Raw genomic sequence first — 22,499 nt, forward strand, 5'->3', positions numbered from 1 at the left:
AAATTCGACCGCCTCGCTGGCGATCCCTGTTCTAGATAGAGACGATGGAGTACCGCACAGTTCAACCCGAAGCCGGCAAGGAGCCAATGCCAGCACTTTGTGCGTATCACGAGGGAGTCAAAAAACCCGCCGCAGCCAATGGGCTGCGACAGGTTAGAAAGGGTCAGGCAGCCCTGTCGAACAGCTGCCGTCCCTGATCGAGGCACTGATCGACCAGCCACTTGCCATGGGCGATGGATGCCCGCTGTGCCTGTTCGAGTTCCGCCATGAAGGCGTGCCCAACCGGAAGCGCCATGCGCCGGGTTGTCTGCCCCTGGGAATTGCTGATACGGCAACCGCCGGCCCAAGGGGTCGGTGTGCCGGGATGTTCCATTACCTCCGCGGTAATGATGTGATCACGGTATTCACACTGCATCATGGTCATGGTGTCACCTCGCCTGCTGGTGGCACGGGTTAGCCACTGGAGCTCGCCCACGTGCCTGATGATCCCCCTTTTCGTCATCCAATTGCCGCACATTCCCGAGCGCGCTACGGCCCGGCTTCCAATGCAGCTCCATGGGGTATAGCACAGGCACGAACGCTCAGAGGCCCGGCCATCGGATCGACGGGGTCATGCGAGAACAGATGATGGCGAGGTGTAGCGAGGGGGCAGGCTTCGCGGAGCGATGCCTGCCTGTTGCGAGGTGACGTTAGGTATCAGAGCTGCGCAGCTGCTCGTCGGCAAGGAAGTCTTCTTCCAGCAAGGCGTCGCGGCCTTCCACTTCCAGGGTCTCGCCTTCCAGGGGAGTCGGCGCCGAGGCGCGCTTGCTGCGCAGCTTACCGAACTGGTGACTCAGCGCGTTGTTAAGCTTGTCGATGGCGCCATCGACCGCCAGCTCAAGCGAGGCTGCTTTGTGCGTAACGGAAACGGGTTGTTGGCCCTTCGGCCGTGCCTCGATCTGGCAGCGCTTGTCCTGCGCGCCGGCCTTCACGCCGTTCTCGTCGTTCAGGTGCACCACGACGCGGGTGACTTCATCGTCGAATCGATCCAGCTTATCGGCAACACTGCCACTGACCCAATCTACGAGACGGGCGCTGCCTTCGATGTGGTTATCGCTATGAACTTGGATCTGCATATGCTCTTCCTTCTACGCGATCTGGTAACCACCGTTCAGCCACAAACGGCCTGATCTAGGAATGCCACTATTGCGCAGAATAAGCAAGACCAAGAAAGTCGCGTTTCGCTTGTGATCACCGGCCTGATGCGGCCGGTTCGTTACGAGACGTAAATCAGCTGCCAGATGCCAGTTTCTTTTTCGGGTAGATATCGTAACGGCTCGACTTGCCCTCCAGGCTGTAGCCCGGATTTCGTCCGTCGATGGCCGGAGCCTTGCGTGGTCGCTTCACCACCACCCGATGGCTGGCCAGCGCCAGCGCCTGTTCGAGCAAGACGCCCGCATCCAGATCATCACCAACAAAAGGCCGGAACAGGCGCATCTCCTTTTTCACCAGTGCGCTTTTTTCCCTGTGCGGAAACATCGGATCGAGATAGACGACCTGGGGCGGTTCGCCCTGCCAGTGCCCCATCAATTCGATGGCGTTGCCCTGCTGCAAACGCATGCGTTCGACGATGGGCCGCACCTCGGCATCATCGCGACCACGCCTCAGACCGTCTTCCAACAGTGCGGCAATCAGCGGCTGCCGCTCGAATAGCACCATTTCGCAGCCCAATGTCGCCAGCACGAACGCATCGCGCCCCAGGCCAGCCGTCGCGTCCAAGACGCTGGGACGGATGCCGGACTGGATGCCAACCGCCTTGGCGATCATCTGCCCGCTGCCCCCGCCAAACTGCCGACGATGCGCAGCACCGCCTTCGACGAAATCCACCCGCACCGGCCCTGGCGCGTTCGGCCCGAGCAACTGCAGCTGCAGACCGTCTTCCCCAAGCTGGAGCGCGAACTCCGCGTAGTCCGCTCGTATCGGCAAGCCCAGCCGCACCGCCCAGGCGTCAGCCTCTTCGGCGAATCGAGGAGCGAGGGCTTCGACGCGAACCAACGGAGAAGAGGCGGTCATAGGAAAACTCGGAAGCGGAAAAACGCCGCATTTTGCCAGAGGCGACGCCGGGCTGCCTCAGCGGCACATGCCGAAACCGCCCATATCCACATGAAAATGATCGTGATGGGCAGCGTTGTACTCAGGGCTCAGGGTGATCTTGAACGCATCACAGGCGGCTGCCTTGACCTCGCGGAGAAAGCGCGCCTTATCGTCGTCGCCCTTCCAGTCGCGCGCAACGGTGATGCGCGTGCCATCTTCCAGGCGGAACCCGGCCAGATCCAGCGCATTGGCCGAGGCGTGCTGACTGCGCCTGTTGCTTCGCGCAATGTTGCGGCAGGCAAAGCTGCCGAAGTGATCGATTCGAGCAACCGGCTGACCGAATACCCGCTGTGCCGCAGGCTGCAGACCATGCCGTTCGAACATCGCATAAGCTGCGGCCAGAGGACAGGTGGCCAGAAACGCGCCGTTGAAGCGTACCGCCGAACCGCTGACGCGAACGGCGTTCTGGACCGGGCAGCCAGGCTGCGGCGTGCTGTCGGGAACGGCCACATAGTCCAAGTCGGACGCCTTCAAAGCCTGTTCACACAGGGCACGATCCTGCTGCAAGCGCTGCAGTTTGAACGAGGTCAGCAGGTTTGGCGCCTCGCGGATGTCCAGCGGCGCCCAGGGGTCCCACTTCGCCGGGACATCGACGTGCCCGCGCCACACCGCGTAGGCAAACCCAGCCAGTGCGACGAGCAGCAGCAGAAAGAAACGGCCAAATGTCATAGCCGTTTCGGCAACGTTGAGACATGAAGGTTGCAGCGCTGGCGATTGCGGCCTGTGCTGTCAGCCTTCCCCAGCCACGCCGAGCAGAGAGAGCTGCGACTCGGTTTGCATGGGCGGCGCGGCCAGCGGTGGCAAGCCGGGTAGCCGCTCGCTGAGCTGCTCATGGAAGCGCATGGCCAGCTCGGGCGCCAGGCGATTGTCTGGGGTATGCAACTAAACGTGTGGACACTTCCCAGCTTCGATCCAGTCCGCGACCTTGCCTAGCCAAGGCGCCATGAAGCGGTCATTGGCTTCCAATGCCGGATGCCCGACGAAGCGAAGCTGCGGAGACTCGCTGAACGCCGCCGGCCGCACCGGCAGCCGTGGCTTCTTGCTCTGGGCATGCAGCAGCGCCGGATCGCTGGACTGGCAGCTGAAGAGCGCGCGCGTGTCCATGCAGATCCGTTCGACGCCCCGCTCATGCAGCAACCGGTTCAGCGCCCGCTCCTCCTCACCCTTGGCAAAAAAGGCACTATGGCGTACCTCCACGGCAAGCGGTCTGTCTAGCGTCTCGATCAGCTGCGCCAGCTCTGCCAGCCGAGCAGGGCCGAACGAAGCAGGCAACTGCAGCCAGAATGGCGTCACCCGCGCGCCAAGCGGTGCCAACAAGGTGCGGAACGACCGGATCAGATCTTCGACTTCGTACAGGTTCGGCGCCTGACTAATCTCGCGAGGCAGTTTGGCGCAGAAGCGAAAACCCTCAGGCATCAGCGCTGCCCACCGCTCGATCTTCTGCACCGAAGGCCAGGCATAAAGCGTGGTATTGCCCTCGACCGTGTTGAATACGGAGCAATAGCGCGCAAGGTATTCACTGGCGGGCAAGCCCGGCGGATAGAGCGAGCCACGCCAGGCGGCATCGTTCCAGGAGGGACAGCCGAGAAAATAAGGAAGATTCAAACGCGGCTCACTAGCAGGCCGTTGATAAACGTGGGCGAGGCAGCCAGTGCAAGGCAAAAACAGGCGAAAAAGCGGAGTTTACGAGTTGTAAATGAGCATTTTGAGCCTGTTTTTAACGCAGCAATGGCAACGCAGGTAGTTTTTCAACAGCCTGCTACGCCTCAGGCATAGAGATCCAGACCTAGCACTTCGTGAGCGTCCAGGTCAGCCGTGAAGCTGGCGGTGGTGCCATAGCTCTGCAACGCCTGGGTGGCGCGGCTGGTAAGCGGTCGCTCCATCATGGCTTCGAAGCGCGCCGGCATAAAATCACCGGAGATAACCGAACCGTAGTCAGTCGACTCGCTTTTATTGCGTCGTGCGAGGTGTTCGTAGGTGGCATCGGCTTGGCTAGCCGGTGTAACGATGGACTCGCGTGCCTGCTCCGCAGCCCTTTCGCTTTCACGATAAGGGACCGGCGCACTGCCAGGGTGGGCAGGACGTTCAATGGGATAGGCAGAGGGGGCGAGACCGTTAAGGCGCATCATTCACCTGTTCAAGTTCGCCGACTCTAGCGAGCCGCTCCGCAATTGGCAATGCCGCTTGTCACCGAGGGGCCTTGGGAGTGGCGACATTGTCACGCAGGTAGATCGGCTGGGCCTGATCGGCTTCCACCGCTTCCCCACGCTGCCAGGCAAAGCCGGCCAACGTAAGCAGATCCAAAGCATGCGGTAGCAGGGTCGCGTCGCTCGCGGAGGGCTGAACGGCGAGACGCGCGCTATAACCCCAGCCCGTGCCCGCACCGAACCATTGCCCTTCGCTTCCACGGGGAAGGCTGACCTGTTCCGGTGGCAACACCGCTTCGCTGCCGGCCAGCTGCATTTCACCCTGCTGCGCCCGATAGCAACCCCAGTAGACCTCGTCCATGCGGGCGTCGATCGCCACCGCAACCTGCTCCGCACCCTGTTCGCGGTAAGCGCGCTGGGCGATGGTTGCCAGGGTCGAGACTGGCAGCACCGGCCGCTCCAGGGCGAACGCCAGGCCCTGCACCACACCGACGGCAATACGCACCCCGGTAAAAGCACCGGGGCCACGGCCGAATGCCAGGGCATCTACCGCCGACAGCGCGATGCCCGCCTCGCTCAGGAGCGTCTGGATCATGGGTAGAAGACGCTGGGCATGCAGCCGCGGAATCACCTCGTAATGGCTCAGCACCTGACCGTCATGCAGCAGCGCGACGGAGCAGGCTTCGGTGGCGGTATCCAGGGCCAGCAGCGTGGTCATCAGATGTTCCGGTCAGCAGGAAAAAGGGCGGCGATTGTAGCAGTTGCGCTTGGGCCGACTGAACAATGACGGCCCCGCCGTCCTGCAAATCTGGGAAAAACGAAAACGGCCCGCAAGCGGGCCGTTCTGGGAATCAGGCGATATCAGCTGAGCGCTGCCATAACCTTCGAGGTGATCTCTTCCACGGAACCGACGCCTTCGACGCGGCTGCACTTCGGCGTGCCTTGGGCCGCTTCGAGGTTCTGATAGAACGCAACCAGCGGCTTGGTCTGGGAATGGTAAAGGCTCAGACGATGACGGATGGTTTCTTCCAGATCGTCCTTGCGCTGAATCAGCTCTTCGCCTGTCAGATCATCGACCCCAGCCACCTTTGGCGGGTTGTGTTCGGTGTGATAGACGCGACCTGAAGCCGGATGCACACGGCGACCGGACAGGCGACCCACGATTTCTTCATCGTCTACTGCGATTTCCAGTACGTGGTCCAACTTGACGCCGGCATCACGCAGCGCTTCGGCCTGTGGAATGGTGCGCGGGAAGCCGTCGAAGAGGAAACCGTTGGCACAATCGGGCTGCTGCAGACGCTCCTGGATCAGCGCGATGATGATCTCGTCGGAAACCAGACCACCGCTATCCATCACGTCCTTGACCTGCAGGCCCAGGGGCGTGCCGGCCTTGACCGCTGCACGCAACATGTCGCCGGTGGAGATTTGCGGAACGGCGAACTTCTCGGTGATGAAGCGTGCCTGTGTGCCTTTCCCGGCACCCGGCGCTCCCAGCAGAATGACGCGCATGGAGTGAGTCCTCAAGTTTGCAAAGGGATGCCGCCAGGATCGATGCAACGCACCCTCACCTCTGGCGAATCAAAAATTCTGGTTTGCCGCCATGCGACAAAAGGTTGAACACGATACACAGCGCACAGAATGCAGACAAGCGGCGCCATTTGCGTCTTGGCATGCCGATCCCGCACAGCGTGAGGTGGCGATAAAATGCCGCTCACTGCCCATGGTGGCGGTTGCCAGACGCCACCTGAGCGAGCCTGCGAAGGATCAGCCAGTGTTGCGCAGCCCTGCGGCAATACCCGCGACGCTGACCAGCAAGGCCTGCTCCAGAGGGCTTTCCGCCGGACTTTGCTGTTGCCGTGAACGCGCCAGCAGTTCGGTCTGCATCAGATGCAGCGGATCGAGATAGGTGTTGCGCAGACTGAACGCCTCCAACGTTGTAGGGCTGTGCGCCAGCAGCTCTGACTGCCCGGTCAACTCAAGCACCGCCGCTACAGCCTGCGACAATCTGTCACGTAAATCGCGCCCCAACGGTTGTAGCTCTGCGCTGACCAGTCGCGCATCGTAGCGTTCGGCTATTTCCGCGTCAGCCTTGGCCAGTACCATTTCGAGCATGTCGATGCGGGTGCTGAAAAACGGCCAGTGCTGGCGCATTGTCTTGAGGCGTTCACTTTCGCCTCGCTCCAGCGCCCCGCGCAGCGCCTGCTCCCAGCCCAGCCAGGCGGGCAGCATTAGTCGCGTCTGGGTCCAGGCGAAGATCCATGGAATCGCTCGCAGGCTTTCAACACCCCCCTCTCGGCGCTTCGATGGGCGGCTACCCAGCGGCAGACGCCCAAGCTCCTGTTCGGGCGTCGCCTGGCGGAAATACTCGACGAACTGCGGATGATCGCGCACCACGCTGCGGTAGGTCGACACGCCGTCCGCTGCAAGCTGCTCCATGGTTTCGCGCCAGTCCGGCTCGGGCATAGGCGGCGGTAGCAGGGTCGCTTCAAGCACGGCAGCCAGATACAGGCTGAGGTTCTGCTCGGCGATATCCGGCAGGCCGAACTTGAAGCGGATCATCTCGCCCTGCTCGGTGGTGCGGAATCGCCCCGCTACCGATCCGGGTGGCTGCGAAAGAATCGCCGCATGCGCCGGTCCGCCGCCACGCCCAACCGTGCCGCCACGGCCATGGAACAACAGCAATTCAACCTGGTGAGCGCGGCAGATCTCGACCAGGCTTTCCTGCGCACGGTATTGCGCCCAGGCAGCCGCAGTGGTGCCGGCATCCTTGGCCGAATCCGAGTAGCCGATCATTACCTCTTGCGGGCCGTGGAGCCGCTGACGATACCCCGGCAACCCGAGCAGTTTGTCGATGGTCGGCCCGGCATTGTCGAGATCGGCGAGCGTCTCGAACAGCGGCACGACCCGCATCGGCCGTCGCAGCCCAGCCTCCTTGAGCAACAGCTGTACGGCGAGTACATCCGAGGCGCCCCTTGCCATGGAGATGACATAGGAGCCGAGCGATGCAGCTGGCGCCTGTGCCACCACGCGGCAGGTATCCAGCACTTCGGCCGTTTCGGCCGAGGGCTGGAAGTTCGGAGGTAGCAAGGGCCGACGGTTGTCCAACTCCGATTGCAGGAAGTCGAGACGCTGCTGCTCGTCCCACTGATCGTAATGGCCGATCCCCAGGTAATCGGTAATTTCGGCCAACGCGGCAACATGCCGGGACGAGTCCTGGCGGACATCCAGGCGCACCAGAAACAGACCGAAGGCAGCAGCCCGGCGCAACGTATCGAGTAAGTCGCCATCAGCGATCATGCCCATGCCGCAGGCGTGCAGCGAGTGGTAACAGAGCTCCAACGGCTCGCACAGGTCCTGATTATCGAACAACACTTGCGCTGGTGCCGGCTGGTCATGCTCGATTGCACCGTTCGCCCAGTCACGCGTGGCTTGCAGGCGCTCGCGCAGGGTCTTGAGCAAGGTCCGGTAAGGCTCGGCCGACTGCCCGCTGCGGTTGAGCAGTTCATCGCTGGCGGTCTGCATCGACAATGCCGTGATCAGGCCGTCGATATCGCGCAGGAACAGGTCTGCCGCGACCCAGCGTGCCAACAGCAAAACCTCACGGGTCACCTTCGCCGTCACATTGGGGTTGCCGTCACGATCGCCGCCCATCCAGGACGCGAAACGGATCGGCGCGACGTCCAGCGGCAGGTGCAGACCAGTGCTGCGTTTGAGTGCTTGATCGGTCTGGCGCAGCACGTTCGGCAGCGCTTGCCACAATGAATTCTCGATGACGGCGAAGCCCCACTTCGCCTCTTCTACCGGTGTCGGTCGGCTGCGACGAATCTCCTCGGTGTGCCAGGCCTCGGCCACGAGCCGCTGCAGACGCAGCTCGATCTTGGCCAGTTCTCCTTGGCCAAGATCGGTGTGGTCCCGCGCCGCCAATTGCGCGGCGATGGCGTCGTATTTCTGGATCAGGGTCCGTCGTGAGACTTCAGTCGGGTGCGCGGTCAACACCAGCTCGATGTCCAGGCGGCCAACCTGGCGCGCCAGAAACTCCTGACCGAAGTCTTCACCCTTCAGGCGCTCGAGCAAGTCACCTAATGCACCAGCTTCGGTCGGGGCCGCTTCGTCAGGTCCACGCCTGCGCACCTGGTGATACTGCTCGGCGATATTGGCCAAGTTGAGAAACTGGCTAAAGGCGCGGGTCATCGGCAGCAGCTCGTCATCGCCCAGCCCGTCGAGCGTGTTCTGCAACAGCTGGGCCCCATCAGCCGAGCCACGGCGCGCGCCTTTGGCGCCCTTGCGAATGCGCTCGATCTTGTCGAAGAAGGCATCGCCGTGTTGCTCGCGAATTGCATTGCCCAGTAGCTCACCGAGCAGATGAACGTTTTCGCGCAAACGCGCGTCGATCTTCGCCATGTTCGCCTCTCTTTTACAGGCCGCCGCATCGGACGCACGTAAACAATGCTGCCCATGCTGAACGGCTACGCTGTATGAACCGTCCAAACAGAGTGCACAGCGTCTACGACGAAGACAAGGCATAGCAGAACAAGCCTGTCGATGCTGGCTCGCAATACCCGCCAATATTGCTCGCCAAGCGAGCTAAGGATTGAGCTAGATGAAAATTTCAGAACTGGTCCGGGAATGGGAAAGCAGCGCCACCGGCCGCATGAGCGCCGCGCAGTACACCATTCCGCTGGATGTCGAAAGCGCGGCAAGGCTGGCAGCGCTTGCCGAGATGTATCCCAAGCGCAGCACTGAAGAGCTGTTAGGCGAACTGGTGGGTGCGGCTCTCGAAGGGATCGAGACCAGCCTCCCCTACGAGCAGGGCTCCAAGGTGATCTCGACGGACGAGCAAGGCGACCCGATCTATGAAGACATCGGGCCAACGCCGCGCTTCCTGGCCTTGTCACGCAAGCATCTTGAGCGCCTGCTTGCCGAGCGCGCAGAGCAAGCCTGATCGATTTCGAACGTGGGCACCAACGTCAAATGGGCGTACTGAGGTGACGTGTCATCGTCCCCTCGCGCCTGCTAAATGGCTCTAGGCAGCCCTTTTCTACTCGTTGGGCTTGTTTTTACTGGAACGATTACGCCCAGCCGGCCTCACAAAAACATGCCCGTTTTATTTGCTGACCGCTCCTGACGAGTTCAAAGCACAGCCTAACGGGCACTGTTCTCGATATCCCATCCGATATCCCACTGGAGACTGGCCATGAAAATGAACACCATCGAAAGCCCTCTATCGCGATTTCAGCTGCCCAAGCTGGCAGCCGTTGCACTTGGGGGCCTGTTGCTGGTTGGTTGTGCCGGCAATCCACCAAACGAGCAGTTCGCCGTGACCGAATCGGCCGTGCGTGGCGCGGTGAGCGCTGGGGCCACCCAATACGCCCCTGTGGACATGCGCGCCGCTCAGGAAAAGTGGAAGCAGGCCGAACTCGCGATGCAGAAAGAAAACTATGAGGAAGCCCGTCGACTCGCCCAGCAGGCCGAGTGGGACGCCCGGGTTGCAGAGCGCAAGGCACAAGCCGCCAAGGCCCAGAAGGCCGTTGAGGACGCTCAGAAGGGGATTCAGGAGCTGCGCGAAGAAAGCATGCGCGGCCTTCAGCAATAACCCCTTCCCTTCCGCACTCTCATTTAGCAGAGGATGAATCGACATGCATAAGCTAGTAGCCATCCCCACAGCGATCGCCATGAGCATCGGCCTTGCTGCCTGCTCGTCGCAGCCAAACCAGAATCTGGAAACGGCACGCAGCGAGTTCTCGTCACTGCAGAGCAATCCGCTGTCACAGAAATACGCCGCTCTGGAAACTCAGGACGCCTCCAAGCAACTCGACGAAGCCAACAAGGCCTATCTGAACGACGCGGATGAAGAGCGCGTCAACCAGCTAGCCTACCTGGCCAACCGTCGGATTGACCTGGCCGAACAGACCATCGAACTGCGCAAGGCCGAGCAAGCGATCGAGCAGGCTTCCACGCAGCGCGCACAAGCGCGGCTGGAATCCCGTGAAGCGATGCTCAAGCGTCAGCAGAACGAGATCCGCCAGCTACAGCAGGATTTGCAGGCCAAGCAAACTGAGCGCGGCACCCTGGTGACCTTCGGCGACGTGCTGTTCGACCTGAACAAGGCTGAGCTCAAGGCTGCCGGTATGCGCGACGTCCAGAAGCTCGCCGAGTTTCTCAACGAGAATCCGGAGCGCAAGGTCATGGTCGAAGGCTATACCGATAGCACGGGCTCGGATTCGTACAACCAGCAGCTATCCGAGCGTCGAGCTGAAGCGGTGCGCCGCGCGCTCGTCCATTCCGGTGTAGAAATCGATCGAATCCAGACCGTCGGTTACGGTGAAGCGTATCCGGTTGCGAGCAACGACTCGCCTGCCAGCCGGGCAAGAAACCGCCGCGTTGAAGTGACGATCTCCAACGACGACAAGCGTGTAGCACCGCGCTCTTCGATGGAGTGACGGCGTCACGAACCATACGGTGACACCGAAGCCCGCCGTTATGGCGGGCTTCTTGTTTTGCAGCCTTAAACAGCGACGCTATGGCTTGTTTGCCGGCGCCCTCTCGGTCGGCACCTGCTGCCCCATACAGCGGATCGCGCGCTTGCGATTGTCAACCAGCACGCCAGTCAAGCCCTTCTGCTCGGTATCGAAAAGCACCAGCACGCCGTCTATGCACTCTGCGACCTGTGGCGCGGGTTTGAGCGAGACCCGATAGTCCTCGCCGGGAACGGTTTTGAGCATGGTGTAGTCGGCCAGCAAGAGGGCGTCCTCCGGCTTGGCGATGTGCACATAACCGTAGTAGGACAGCACCGCAACGGTGCCGATGACGCTGCCGATAGCGGTGAGAATCAGCGGGATGGGGTTGCGTTCGGACATGACGGGTTCGCCTGATCAAAGAGCCGGCATTGTCGCAAAAATAACGGCCTCAGCGCGAAATCCGCTGACCGCCCGACACCAATCGACCAAGCTAAGCGCGCGTCTGGCATCGCGGGTTTGCCATGCAAATGCCAGCAATCGTGAATATCAGTAATCACCCGTCATTGCCGAGGCGAATAGCGCTTCCAGCGCAGGCGCTAATTGCCGAAGGTTGTTCGATCTGCTGTGTTGCCATGCTTGCCGTTGCATGCAAGCGTCCTCTTGCCTTCGATAGAACGAGTCCGCAATGGATCTTTCCGCCAGCCCCGACGCTCTCGATCTGAACCAACCATTCGCTGCGGTCCCAGACCTTATCGCCTATTGGGCCCGGCATCGGCCCGACCGTGCCGCGTTGATACAGGATGAGCGCCGCGTGAGTTACGCCGAACTCGATGCGCTGATGAGCAGCGTTGCTGCGGCCCTGCAGCGCGATGGGATGCACGCCGGCGATGTGCTGGCGATCTGTGCATACAACTCCATCGAATACGCCGTCGTGTTTCTCGGTGCGTTGCGCGCCGGCGTGGCAGTTGCCCCTTTGGCGCCCTCTGCCAGCGCCGAAAGCCTGCTCACTATGCTGGCTGACGCCGCGCCCCGCCTGCTGTTCGTCGACACCCATGCGGCCCAGCATCTGGAGCCGGTGGCAACTCGCCTTCGTTGCCCAGCCCTGCGCCTGGAGCAGACGACAGAGGACGGCTTGTCCGCCTGGCTGAGTGATGCAACGCCGGAGCCCGTAGCGACCCAGCCGGAATGGGCGTTCAACATCATCTATTCCTCCGGTACCACCGGCGAGCCCAAAGGCATCGTGCAATCGCATTCCATGCGTTGGGCCCATGTACGCCGCAGTGCCGCCTACGGATACGGTGATGACGCCACCACGCTTATCTCCACGCCGCTGTACTCCAACACCACGCTGGTGGCCTTTCTCCCAACGCTGGCCCTGGGCGGCTGCGTTGTACTGATGAGCAAGTTCGAGGCTGGCGAATACCTGCGCCTGGCCCAGCAGCACGCTGTGACCCATACGATGTTGGTGCCGGTGCAATACCAGCGGCTGATGGCACGCGAGGACTTCTCGCAGTACGACCTCAGCCACTTCCGCTACAAGATGTGTACCAGCGCGCCGTTCGGCGCGGCGTTGAAAGCGGATGTTCTGGCTCGCTGGCCGGGCGGGCTGATCGACACCTATGGGATGACCGAAGGCGGCGGCACCTGCATCCTCGCCGCCCACGAGCATCCGGACAAACTGCACACCGTCGGCAAGCCAGCCGAGGGGCATGATATCCGCGTGATAGATGATGCGGGTAACGAATTACCCGAAGGTGCCATTGGCGAGATCGTCGGGCATTCGCCAGCGATGATGACCGGCTACCTGAACAAGCCTGACAAAACGGCTGAAGCCGAATGGTTCGCCCCCGACGGCAAGCGGTTCATTCGTACCGGCGACATCGGCCGCTTCGATACTGAAGGCTTCCTGACGCTGGTCGACCGCAAGAAAGACATGATCATTTCCGGCGGCTTCAATCTCTATCCAAGCGATCTCGAGGCAATACTGCGTGATCATCCGGCCATAGCGGACGTTGCTGTGGTCGGCGTGCCATCAACGCGTTGGGGCGAAACGCCGGTGGCCTTCGTGGTGCTTTCGGAGCGTCAGCCGGAGGCGCCCGAGGCGCTGCTGGATTGGTTCAACAGCCGCGTGGGCAAGACGCAGCGACTGGCCCGGCTGGAGCTGATCGACGAGCTACCGCGGAGCGCCATCGGCAAAATACTCAAGCGGGAACTTCGCGATCGATACCTGGCCGAGCATGGAACAGCTGATTGATCGCCATCGGCTGCCCCATCGCCGCTAATTGCTGTACAGCCCATCGCTGCGGCTTGCACGCGATGGGATTCGGTGTGCAATTACTCGCGTATCGTATCGGGGTGAGGGCCGCGTCCCGGCGCGCCCCTCCTCAATTTCAGCCGAAGCTGGTCAGTATCCGCGCTGGATGTCGATCACGCCGCTGATAGGTCGCCCGTCTTCCAGCGCCACGATCTTGTCCGCGATCTGGGCAATGGTCGCTTCGCGCAGGGTTCGCGCCGAAACATGCGGAGTGATAGTGACCTGCGGCATCTGCCAGAACGGATGCGACGACGGCAGCGGTTCTTCCCGGAACACGTCGAGCACTGCTCGGGTCACCTTGCCCTCTTCGATGGCACGGCAAAGATCTTCGTCGACCAGGTGCTCGCCGCGCCCAACGTTGATGATTACCGCGTCAGGCCTTAGCCGCGACAGCAGCGAGTGGTCAATCAGATCGCGCGTACTGTCGGTCAGCGGCAGCGTGTTGACCAGCACGCGCGTTTCAGCCAGAAAGTCATCGAGCTCCACCTCGCCAGCAAAACTGCGCACCCCGTCTATGCCATGTGCGGAACGCGACCATCCCATAACCGGATAATCCAGCGTCGCAAGCGTCTTGGCGACCCGCTGGCCGATATGCCCGAGCCCGAGCACACCGATCGGCCAGTCGCTGCGCTCGATGGGCCGCCGTAACTTCCACTGTCCGGCCGCCTGCTGCTCACGATAGGCGTCCATGTCGCGACTGATGCCTATCACGTGATAGGCAACGTACTCCGCCATCTGCACCGCCATACCCGCATCTTCCAGGCGCACTATCGGGATATCACGCGGCAGGTTAGGTATCCGCACCAACGCATCCACGCCTGCGCCAAGGTTGAACACCGCCTTCAGTTGCGGCTCCTTATCGAACAGCGTCGCGGGCGGATGCCAGACGATGGCGTAGTCAGCGGCGCAACTCGGATTGTCCGGCTGCCAGACTTGGATTTCGGCGTCTGGCAGGTGTTGCTGGATCAGACTGGTCCAACGCTCTGGCTTGGGGTCGGCGGCGACGAAAAGGATTTTCATGGTCACTCAGCTTTATTCCTTGGAAGACGTCCGGAGCGCGCTAGCGTAGCGCTATATCGCATAGACATGACCATTGGCTTCCAGCAGACGCAACAATGCGGGCCAGGTCAGCTTGGCGGCGCTGCCCAGCTCGGCCGATTGCTGGCGAGTCGTCTCGATGGCAGCCGCTGAAGGCATATGGGTCGGGCCGCAGGCCTGAGCGCGCACCTGAATCTCGCAGGCCTTCATCAGAAAATAGAGGTAGGTGAAGGCTTCGGCGACCGTGCCGCCTGCCGTCAGCACGCCGTGGTTGCGCAGCATCATCATTCGCTTGTCACCGAGGTCGCGGATCAGCCGCTCGCGCTCGCTCAGGTCCAGCGCGACGCCTTCGTACTCGTGATAGCAGAGGTGATCGAGGCAGAGCATGGCCGTCTGGCTCAGCGGCAGGAGCCCATCGCGATGCGCCGAAACCGCGACACCGTCAGCGGCATGAAGGTGCATGACCGCACCCGCATCTTCGCGGCCCATGTGTACCGCGCTGTGGATGGTGAAACCGGCCGGGTTGACCCGATGCAGACTGCCGCTCTGAACGATCTGCCCCTCCTGATCGACCTTGACCAGCGACGAGGCGGTGATCTCCTGAAACAGCAGACCGTAGGGGTTGATCAGAAAATGGTGTTCCGGCCCGGGTACACGGGCGGAGAGATGGGTGAACACCAAGTCATCCCAGCCAAAATGCGCGACCAGTCGATAGGCCGCCGCCAGATCCTTGCGCACCTGCCATTCGGCTTCCCGGTTCGTAGCGGTTGAATCTTGCATAGCATCTGCTCCGTTGATTTCGAAGGCGCCAGCCGGCGCGTGGCCTTGCAATGGCTTCGCTGCCGTCAGGCCTGCTCGGTGCTGGCGGCGTGTTTGCGGTTTTCTTCTTCCTGCAGTGCACGCCACATCAGCTTGCCCGTGGAGGACCGCGGCAACGATGCGACGAACTCCACGTAGACCGGCGCCTTGTACGCCGCCATCTCGGCCTTGCACCAGTCGATGATGTCCTGCTCGCTGACCTGCCCGGCCTGCCCATCGCGTAGCACGACGCATGCCTTGACCGTCTCGCCGCGCTTGGGGTCGGGGCAGGAAATGACGCAGCACTCCTGAATCGCCGGGTGGCGGTACATCAGGCTTTCCACTTCCGATGGCCAGACCTTGAAACCGGAGGCGTTGATCATCCGCTTGACCCGGTCGACGAGGAAGAAATAGCCCTCTTCATCGTAGTAGCCCATGTCGCCGGTGCGGAAAAACCTGTGGCCGTCCAGTTCGATGAATGCGCGCTCGGTCTCTTCCGGACGGTTCCAGTAACCCTGGAACAGCTGTGGCCCACGGCTGATGATTTCGCCTACTTCATCGGGGCCAAGCTCTTGCCCGGTATTCAGATCGATGACGCGGCTGTCGACATCGAACACCGGAATGCCGAGGCACTGCGCCTTGGGTCGCGGCACCGGGTTGATATGGGTGGCCGCGATGGTTTCGGAAAGCCCATAGCCTTCGATGTAACGCAGGCCGGTAAGCCGATGCAGCTTCTCCTCAACCGCCTTGGGCATCGCGGCGCCACCGCCGCCGACGCTGACCAGGCTGGACAGGTTGTAGCGCTCCAGGTCCGGATCGGAGAGAAAGTCGATGGCCATCGTGGCGATATTCACCCAGCCGGTCACGGCGTGGCGCTCGATCAGTTGCGCCGCAACCTTGCGGTCCCAGCGGGTCATGATCACGGCGGTTCCGCCGTTGTAGATCGGCCCGCTCATGGCGCCCTGCATGCCCGTGACATGAAAGTACGGCAGTGTCGCGAGGATTACCGATTCGCTGGAGCTGTTCGTCCACACCACGCGGTGGATGATGGTGGCCATGGCCGAACGATGGGTGTGCATGCAGCCTTTCGGCGCGCCCGTGGTGCCGGAGCTGTAGGGGAACACACAGAGATCGTCCGGACCGGCCGTGTGCGGACCGGGTGCGTGGCCGGCCGCGATAGCCTCGCGCCAGGCGGTGCCGCCTGAGAACGTCGGCGCGGCGACGGGCGCCTGCACTTCGGCCGGCAGCGCCAGGTCGGTGGGCTGGCGGACATACTCCGAGTAGGCCGCAACGATTACCTGACGCAGCTGCGCCGTGCCGACCAGCGGTGCGATGAAGCCGGTCAGCTCCTGTCCGCAAATACATACGGCCGCGCCCGTGTCGTGCAGGTAGTGCTCCAACTCGGCGCTGTGGTTCATCGGGTTAACCGGCACCACCACCGCGTCCGCGCGCAGGATCGCGTAGTAGGCGATGGTGAATTGCGGCGAGTTCTGCATATACAGCAGCACCCGATCGCCCTTGGCGACGCCCAACTGCTGCAGATAACCGGCCATCGCTTCGACTTCACGCAGCAGTTCAGCGTAGGTGATCAGGGTGTCGTAGAAAACGATCGCCGTCTTGTCCGGAAAACGGCGCGTGGAAATCTCGAGATTGGTGAACAGGCTGGTTTCCGGCACGCTCAGGTGCTTAGGCAGATCCTCGGGCCAGACCGCATGATGGCGAGTGAACATTTCTGAACTCCTGAATCGCTGTTAAAGGGCCAGGTCGGCCATGGCCCTTTCTTCGCCCCACTCGAGCCAGCCCCGGGTGTCGCGCAAAGGTGTGATCGCGATGCGCTTTTCACGCAGCGCAGCGACGTCGGCCTCAGGGGCGACGATATGTGCAGACGAATGCTCGAAGCCAAGCCACCAGTACGGCAAGCCACGCCCGTCACGCCCTGCCTGCAAACGCGGCCGGGTGATCGAGCCGCGCGATTGCTGGGTCATTCGCAGATGGCTGACGAGGTCAGCTGAACAAGCCGGGAAATTCACGTTCCAGCAACAGCCGTTTTCTTCACGACGCGCCCAGAGCGCACGGATCGTGGTTTCCGCGTAGGTCTCGACACAGGACCAATCGATTCCTGTGCGATCAAGAAAGGCCTGGCTCAGGCCGATGGCCGGAATGCCCAGCAGGTCGGCGCTGAGTACCGCGCCGAGGGTGCCCGAATAAGGCACCGAATCGCCGATGTTCGCCCCGCTGTTGACGCCGGACAGCACCAGATCAGGCGGCGAGTCCTGCAGCCATTCAGCCATGGCGAACATCACGCAATCCGATGGCGTACCCGAGACGGCGAAACGCCGCTCACCATGGTGATACACCCGCAGCGGCGCGTGCACGGAAATGCCCTGACCGGTACCGCTCTGGTCGTGCTCGGGCGCCACCACCCAGACCTCTTCGGCCAGTTGCGCGGCGATCCGCTCGAGCAACGCCAGCCCCGGCGCAGCAATACCGTCATCATTGGTCAATAAAACGCGGCGTAGCAACGGAGCGCTCATACGGTTACCCCGCTGCCATTCTGGGCGATACGCCAACCTGCTTCTGCCAGCAGGCCGGCGCGCTGGCCAACCTGCAACGCATCGGCATTGCTGGCATTGCCCTGCAACGCCCGCGCATAGACGCCCTGCAGAATTGCTGCGAGCCGGAACAGTGAAAACGCCACGAACACATGCCAGTCGTCGATGCCGTCACGCCCGCTCTTCAGGCAATACCGTTGCAGCACCTCGTGCTCTGACGGAATACCCTGCGCCTGCAGATCGATGCCGATCAGACCACGCAAACCGTCGACGCCGGCTGGCAGGTGATACGGCAGGCAGAAGTAGGCCAGGTCCGCCAGCGGATGGCCGACGGTGGACAGCTCCCAATCCAGAATCGCCGCGACCTTCGCCTCGCCCGGCGCGAAGATCAGATTGCCGAGGCGGTAGTCACCGTGGGCAATGGCGCATTCGTCATGCTGCGGGACCTGCTCCGGCAGCCATTGCATCAGACTTTCCATCGCCGGCATGTCGCCGGTGCGAGACGCTTGATACTGACCGGACCAGCGTTTCACCTGACGGGCGAAGTAGCCCTGAGCCTTGCCGAAATCGCTCAACCCCGCCGCTTCAACGTCGACCTGATGCAGCGCGGCCAGCGTATCGATAGCGGCCAGGTGGATAGATCGGCGTTCGGCGACCGGCAATTCGTCCAGGGCCGGGTGACTAAAGATTCGTCCTTCAATATGGTCCATTACGTAGAACGCGGTGCCGATGATGCTTTCGTCTTCGCACAGCAGATGCACAGAGGGCACCGGCACGCTGCTGTGTTCGGAGAGCGCGCGGATCACCTTGTACTCGCGTTCGACCATATGCGCCGAGGGCAGCACCTTGCCCGGCGGTTTCTTGCGCAGCACGTAACGGCGCCCGGCGCTTTCCAGAAGGTAGGTGGGGTTGGACTGGCCGCCCTGGAACTGCCGAACCTTTAGCTCGGGGCCCAATTCGGGCAGCTGCTGCCGAAGGTATTGAGCCAGCGCCGCCTCATCAAAACGATGCGCGGGAAGCACGTCGATCAGTTCGGGTTCGTTCATCGCTGCGCCCTCAGCATGCGGTTTCGCCGCCATCCGCGACGATCACCTGCCCGGTGATGTACGCACTGGCGGGCGCCGCGAGAAAGACGGCCAGCCCGGCGATGTCCACCGGTTCGCCGATACGCCGCAGTGGCGTTTTCTCAGCAGCTCGGCGGACTCGCTCCGGATCATCGAGCAAGGCCTTGGCGAAATCGGTACGTACAAGTCCCGGGGCGATGGCGTTGACGCGGATGCCTTTCGGCCCCCATTCCGCCGCCAGATTGCGCGCCAGCGCCGCCTCGGCGGCCTTGGATACGCCGTAGGTGCCGATCACCGTATTGCCGCGCAGCCCGGCGATGCTCGAGAGCATGATCACCGCCCCCTCCCCTCGCTCGGCCATCTGTGGCAACACCATGTTCGAGAGCCAGAAGGTGCCCTTGACGTTGGTGTCCATGATCTTGTCCCAGGCGTCGTCGGTCAGCTCGCTGGTCGGTCCATAAACCGGATTGGTAGCAGCATTGCAGACCAGCACGTCGATGCGCCCCCAAGCCTGCAGCGTGGTGTCGACCAGCCGCTGCAGGTCTTCCTTGCGCCCCACATGGCACGGCACGGCGATGGCCTCGTAACCAGCCGCTTTCAGCTCGGCAGCCACCGCTTCGCAGGCGTCAGCCTTACGACTGGAAATCACCACCCGTGCGCCGCAACGAGCCATTTCTTCGGCGATGGAGCGACCGATACCGCGAGTGGAACCCGTGATCAGCGCCACCTTTCCGGACAGGTCGAATAATGGGTTGGTCATCGGACGGCATCCTTTTGTTGGTTTTGTCGGAGGCTCAGCGCTTGCTGGCGTAGTTCTTCAGTTCCAGCTTGGCGATGGTGTCTAGGTGTACCTCGTCCGGGCCGTCGGCCAGACGCAGGGTGCGCTGGTGCGCCCAAGCCGCTGCCAGAAAACTATCCTGGCTGACGCCCTTGGCGCCGTGGACCTGAATCGCGCGGTCCAGCACCCGCAGCGCCATGCTCGGTGCGGCGGCCTTGATCATCGCGATCTCCTGACGCGCCACCTTGTTGCCGACGGTATCCATCATGCGTGCCGCATTTAGCGTCAGCAGGCGGGTCTGTTCGATTTCGATGCGCGAACGTGCGATGTCCTTGCGGATGGAGTCGAAGTCAGCCAGCGGCTTACCAAACGCGACGCGCGAATGCACCCGCTCGCACATGGCTTGCAGCGCCCGCTCGGCTACGCCGATGGTGCGCATGCAATGGTGGATGCGCCCTGGGCCGAGTCGCCCTTGGGCAATTTCGAAGCCGCGGCCTTCGCCGAGCAGCATGTTGCTGGCAGGCACCCGGACATTGTTGTAGTGGATTTCGGCATGGCCATGAGGCGCGTGGTCGTAACCGAACACGTGGAGCGCACGGACGATCTCGACGCCAGGTGCATCCAGCGGCACGAGGATCATTGACTGTTGCCGATGCCGCTCGGCCGAGGGATCGGTCTTGCCCATGACGATGGCGATCTTGCAGGTGGTGGTCATTGCGCCTGACGACCACCACTTCTGCCCGTTGATCACGTATTCGTCGCCTTCGCGGCGGATCTCACAGGCGATGTTGGTCGCGTCGGATGACGCAACCTCGGGTTCGGTCATGGAGAAGCAGGAGCGAATCTCGCCGTTGAGCAGCGGCTTGAGCCACTGTTCCTGCTGCTCTGGCGTGCCATAGCGGGCCAGCACCTCCATGTTGCCGGTATCCGGTGCGGAGCAATTGAAGACTTCAGCAGCGACATGCGAGCGGCCCATGATTTCGCAGAGGTGGGCATACTCGAAATTGGTCAGCCCGGCGCCGTGTTCGCTTTCCGGAAGGAACAGATTCCACAGTCCCTGCGCTCGGGCTTTAGCCTTGAGTGTTTCGAGGATAGGCGGCGGTGCCCAGCGATTGCTGGCGGTGGCGACCTGCTCGTGAAAGACATGTTCGTTCGGGTAGATATGTTCATCCATGAACGCCGTGAGTTGCTGCTGGAGTTCCAGCGCCTTGCCGGTCAGTTCATACATTGCCATCTTCCTTCTTGTTGTTAGGAGCGAGGAAATCCATCGGCACGCCTTGCGCCTGCTCGCTGCCGGAGCGCAGTCGGAAGGTCGCCTCACCAATCGCCAGCAGGCGATCATCTGCGTCGCGCACCTCACCAGAGCTGTTGAAAATGCGAGTCCCACCGGCACGTCGCCGTCCAATGGCGCGTATCACACCGCCCGAGCATTGGCCGGTAAAGGTGGTGTTGAGCACCAGGGTGATGGCCTTGCGAACGCGTCCCGGATAAGGGCAATAGGTGCCAGCTTCCGCGAGCACCACATCCAGCAGCGCAGTTATCACGCCGCCATGAAGCACGCCGGCCATATTCAGGTGGCAGGCCTGCACATCGAGCTCGATCACGGCTTCGTCTTCAGTCCAGGACACCTGACGATAGCCAAGCACCTGGTGAAAGCCAGGCAGGTCGCTGCCTCCGCTGATCGGCAAATGATTCGTCCGGCTATCGTCAACCGGCAGCTCCGTCTCCTGCCCTTTCATCGTGTCACTACCGCATAGCCACCGGCAGCTGGATAACCGGAGCGCGGACCTTGCGTCTGGGTGTCTCTTGCGTCGAGGCGCATGACGAGTCATCTCGATTGTTTTCGTGGGGAGTCCTCTTCTTTTCGAAGCTGGCATGTAGGAAACGCTGAGTCAATTCGGAATCCAGTTCCATCAGGCAGAATTATGATGCCCCACAAACAGAACCGTCTAAGCTCAACCTTTGCTGGACAGGCAATGATTAGCCAGTCGCAGGACGCCGAACTCATTATCGAGAAAGGGCGCGATAGCCTTCTGCTAGCGCTTGAAAAAGCCCCGCGCTATGTTAGCTTTCGATCAGCTTTGCAAAAGTCAGTTCTGCTGTGCGAAACAAGCATGCGACGCACGTGATACGAAGATGGCCTCAGCCAGACAATTACAACAAGAGGACGCGTTATGAAATCCATGCTCAAAAAGCTACTCGTTCCCGCCGGTCTGGTAGCACTGGCGGTTTCCGCCATGGCTCCGCAGATGGCGGCCGCACAAGACGTCACCAAATGGCGCGTGCAATCGCATTGGCCGAGTGCCAGCAGTTCCTATCAAGACAGCCTCGTCAGACTCAAGAACGAAATCGAGCGGCGCACCGATGGTCGTTTGGAGTTGCAGCTGTTCGAGTCCGGCGCGCTGTTCAAGCCGCAGGAAACCTTCAATGCCGTCAGCCGCGGTATCGTCCAGATGGGCACCATCTCCCCCGGTTACGCACAGGACAAGATGACCCTCGCCGGTATCGCCTCCGGCCTGCCCTTCGCTTTCCAGAATGTCTGGGAGGCCGCGTACTTCCATAAGCAGATGGGCTTCGAGGACATGCTTCGTGAAGAAGCCGCGCAACACGGCGTGTACTGGTCGACCGACAAGGTCTACCCAACTGAAATGGTGGTGAAGAAGCCGATCAACAGCTGGGAGGATTTCACCAAGCTGAAGATTCGTTCATCCGGTGCGCTGCAGAAGTTTCTCGACGAGGCTGGCGCTTCGACCACCTATCTGCCTGGCGGCGAACTGTACCCGGCGCTCGATACCGGCGTGGTTGACGGTGCCCATTGGGGTGCCGTGCAAGGTGCCGCCAGCATGAGCTTCTACGAAGTGGCGAAGAATCACGTGCGGCCAGCACTGAACATCGCCGGCACCGATGTGATCATCATCAGCCAGAAAGCGCTGGACAAGCTGTCCGAGCGCGACCAGGAGATCGTCAAACAGATCCTTGATGAGCAGTTCTGGTATCGCACCAACGAGTACCTGTATCAGGAACAGATCGCCTTGCAGAAAGCCATCAAGGAACAGGGCGTAACGGTCAACGTATTGCCGGAAGACGTTCAGGCTCGGCTCCGCGAAGTGGCGAAGAAGACCTGGGAAGAAGAAGGCAAGCGCAGTGACAAGTCGGCCGAAGCCCTGCAAAAGCTCAAGACTTTCCTCAGTGACCTCGGCTACCAGTAAACCCCTCG

At 61.7% G+C, this 22,499-nt stretch carries 22 protein-coding genes and 1 pseudogene; 5 read left to right on the forward strand and 18 right to left on the reverse strand.

What is annotated here, in order from left to right; translation table 11 throughout:
- Window positions 1–163: 163 nt before the first annotated feature.
- From ACQKIK_RS12875 to ppc, 9 genes and pseudogenes are all read right to left on the reverse strand, one after another.
- The gene (locus ACQKIK_RS12875) at window positions 164–424 is read right to left on the reverse strand and encodes a hypothetical protein (protein WP_499136232.1); all 261 of its coding nucleotides are present in this window, start codon (window positions 422–424) and stop codon (window positions 164–166) included.
- 265 nt (window positions 425–689) lie between these two features.
- A complete protein-coding gene (locus tag ACQKIK_RS12880; RefSeq protein WP_045425410.1) occupies window positions 690–1,115 on the reverse strand; it encodes an HPF/RaiA family ribosome-associated protein in 426 nt (141 codons plus the stop codon).
- 154 nt (window positions 1,116–1,269) lie between these two features.
- Entirely contained in the window at window positions 1,270–2,052 is a 783-nt protein-coding gene (locus ACQKIK_RS12885) for a class I SAM-dependent methyltransferase (RefSeq protein WP_499136233.1), read from the reverse strand.
- A gap of 57 nt (window positions 2,053–2,109) precedes the next feature.
- Window positions 2,110–2,802 carry an extensin-like domain-containing protein gene (locus ACQKIK_RS12890; RefSeq protein WP_499136234.1) on the reverse strand — a complete coding sequence of 231 codons (693 nt, stop codon included), beginning with the start codon at window positions 2,800–2,802 and terminating at the stop codon, window positions 2,110–2,112.
- A 60-nt stretch (window positions 2,803–2,862) separates the two neighbouring features.
- Window positions 2,863–3,738: pseudogene (locus tag ACQKIK_RS12895) on the reverse strand (DUF72 domain-containing protein).
- 161 nt (window positions 3,739–3,899) lie between these two features.
- Window positions 3,900–4,262, reverse strand: a complete 363-nt coding sequence (locus ACQKIK_RS12900) for a hypothetical protein (protein WP_241528846.1) — start codon at window positions 4,260–4,262, stop codon at window positions 3,900–3,902.
- A gap of 58 nt (window positions 4,263–4,320) precedes the next feature.
- Window positions 4,321–4,998: a tRNA (adenosine(37)-N6)-threonylcarbamoyltransferase complex dimerization subunit type 1 TsaB gene (tsaB, locus tag ACQKIK_RS12905; protein WP_499136235.1), complete on the reverse strand. Its 678-nt coding sequence runs from the start codon at window positions 4,996–4,998 to the stop codon at window positions 4,321–4,323.
- 143 nt (window positions 4,999–5,141) lie between these two features.
- Window positions 5,142–5,789 (reverse strand): adenylate kinase, encoded by a 648-nt coding sequence (gene adk, locus ACQKIK_RS12910; RefSeq protein ID WP_128118990.1) that lies wholly within the window; start codon window positions 5,787–5,789, stop codon window positions 5,142–5,144.
- Window positions 5,790–6,044: 255 nt separating this feature from the next.
- The gene (gene ppc, locus ACQKIK_RS12915; protein WP_499136236.1) at window positions 6,045–8,681 is read right to left on the reverse strand and encodes a phosphoenolpyruvate carboxylase; all 2,637 of its coding nucleotides are present in this window, start codon (window positions 8,679–8,681) and stop codon (window positions 6,045–6,047) included.
- Window positions 8,682–8,880: 199 nt separating this feature from the next.
- Between ppc and ACQKIK_RS12920 the strand changes: the two genes are divergently transcribed.
- The 3 genes from ACQKIK_RS12920 to lptF all read left to right on the forward strand — a co-directional run bounded on the left by ACQKIK_RS12920 (window position 8,881) and on the right by lptF (window position 10,720).
- On the forward strand, window positions 8,881–9,222 hold the full coding sequence (locus tag ACQKIK_RS12920; protein WP_045425394.1) for a hypothetical protein: 342 nt from the start codon (window positions 8,881–8,883) through the stop codon (window positions 9,220–9,222).
- A gap of 252 nt (window positions 9,223–9,474) precedes the next feature.
- Window positions 9,475–9,873 carry a DUF4398 domain-containing protein gene (locus tag ACQKIK_RS12925; protein WP_045425392.1) on the forward strand — a complete coding sequence of 133 codons (399 nt, stop codon included), beginning with the start codon at window positions 9,475–9,477 and terminating at the stop codon, window positions 9,871–9,873.
- Window positions 9,874–9,916: 43 nt separating this feature from the next.
- On the forward strand, window positions 9,917–10,720 hold the full coding sequence (lptF, locus tag ACQKIK_RS12930; RefSeq protein ID WP_463308574.1) for a lipotoxin F family OmpA-related lipoprotein LptF: 804 nt from the start codon (window positions 9,917–9,919) through the stop codon (window positions 10,718–10,720).
- Between the two features lie 78 nt (window positions 10,721–10,798).
- Here the strand turns inward: lptF and ACQKIK_RS12935 are convergent, their stop codons facing one another.
- On the reverse strand, window positions 10,799–11,137 hold the full coding sequence (locus ACQKIK_RS12935) for a PA3694 family proteiin (RefSeq protein WP_045425387.1): 339 nt from the start codon (window positions 11,135–11,137) through the stop codon (window positions 10,799–10,801).
- Window positions 11,138–11,423: 286 nt separating this feature from the next.
- Between ACQKIK_RS12935 and ACQKIK_RS12940 the strand changes: the two genes are divergently transcribed.
- Window positions 11,424–12,992 carry a class I adenylate-forming enzyme family protein gene (locus ACQKIK_RS12940; protein ID WP_499136237.1) on the forward strand — a complete coding sequence of 523 codons (1,569 nt, stop codon included), beginning with the start codon at window positions 11,424–11,426 and terminating at the stop codon, window positions 12,990–12,992.
- Window positions 12,993–13,142: 150 nt separating this feature from the next.
- Here ACQKIK_RS12940 and ACQKIK_RS12945 read toward each other — a convergent pair whose 3' ends face one another.
- The 8 genes from ACQKIK_RS12945 to ACQKIK_RS12980 all read right to left on the reverse strand — a co-directional run bounded on the left by ACQKIK_RS12945 (window position 13,143) and on the right by ACQKIK_RS12980 (window position 21,021).
- Window positions 13,143–14,072, reverse strand: a complete 930-nt coding sequence (locus ACQKIK_RS12945; RefSeq protein ID WP_499136238.1) for a 2-hydroxyacid dehydrogenase — start codon at window positions 14,070–14,072, stop codon at window positions 13,143–13,145.
- 51 nt (window positions 14,073–14,123) lie between these two features.
- Window positions 14,124–14,870 (reverse strand): class II aldolase/adducin family protein, encoded by a 747-nt coding sequence (locus ACQKIK_RS12950; RefSeq protein ID WP_045425379.1) that lies wholly within the window; start codon window positions 14,868–14,870, stop codon window positions 14,124–14,126.
- A gap of 65 nt (window positions 14,871–14,935) precedes the next feature.
- Window positions 14,936–16,618: a long-chain fatty acid--CoA ligase gene (locus ACQKIK_RS12955; RefSeq protein ID WP_499136239.1), complete on the reverse strand. Its 1,683-nt coding sequence runs from the start codon at window positions 16,616–16,618 to the stop codon at window positions 14,936–14,938.
- Window positions 16,619–16,639: 21 nt separating this feature from the next.
- A complete protein-coding gene (gene surE / locus ACQKIK_RS12960; RefSeq protein ID WP_499136240.1) occupies window positions 16,640–17,422 on the reverse strand; it encodes a 5'/3'-nucleotidase SurE in 783 nt (260 codons plus the stop codon).
- The gene (locus ACQKIK_RS12965) at window positions 17,419–18,486 is read right to left on the reverse strand and encodes a phosphotransferase (RefSeq protein WP_499136241.1); all 1,068 of its coding nucleotides are present in this window, start codon (window positions 18,484–18,486) and stop codon (window positions 17,419–17,421) included. The genes surE and ACQKIK_RS12965 overlap by 4 nt, the downstream gene beginning before the upstream one ends.
- 10 nt (window positions 18,487–18,496) lie before the next feature.
- The gene (locus ACQKIK_RS12970) at window positions 18,497–19,264 is read right to left on the reverse strand and encodes an SDR family NAD(P)-dependent oxidoreductase (protein WP_499136242.1); all 768 of its coding nucleotides are present in this window, start codon (window positions 19,262–19,264) and stop codon (window positions 18,497–18,499) included.
- A 34-nt stretch (window positions 19,265–19,298) separates the two neighbouring features.
- On the reverse strand, window positions 19,299–20,510 hold the full coding sequence (locus ACQKIK_RS12975) for an acyl-CoA dehydrogenase family protein (protein ID WP_499136243.1): 1,212 nt from the start codon (window positions 20,508–20,510) through the stop codon (window positions 19,299–19,301).
- Window positions 20,503–21,021 (reverse strand): PaaI family thioesterase, encoded by a 519-nt coding sequence (locus ACQKIK_RS12980; RefSeq protein WP_463308582.1) that lies wholly within the window; start codon window positions 21,019–21,021, stop codon window positions 20,503–20,505. The genes ACQKIK_RS12975 and ACQKIK_RS12980 overlap by 8 nt, the downstream gene beginning before the upstream one ends.
- A gap of 435 nt (window positions 21,022–21,456) precedes the next feature.
- Between ACQKIK_RS12980 and dctP the strand changes: the two genes are divergently transcribed.
- A complete protein-coding gene (gene dctP, locus ACQKIK_RS12985) occupies window positions 21,457–22,491 on the forward strand; it encodes a TRAP transporter substrate-binding protein DctP (RefSeq protein ID WP_045425362.1) in 1,035 nt (344 codons plus the stop codon).
- Window positions 22,492–22,499: the final 8 nt, after the last annotated feature.

Origin of the sequence: Pseudomonas sp. NPDC047961, from assembly GCF_050272435.1 — a bacterium.
Lineage (GTDB): Bacteria > Pseudomonadota > Gammaproteobacteria > Pseudomonadales > Pseudomonadaceae > Stutzerimonas.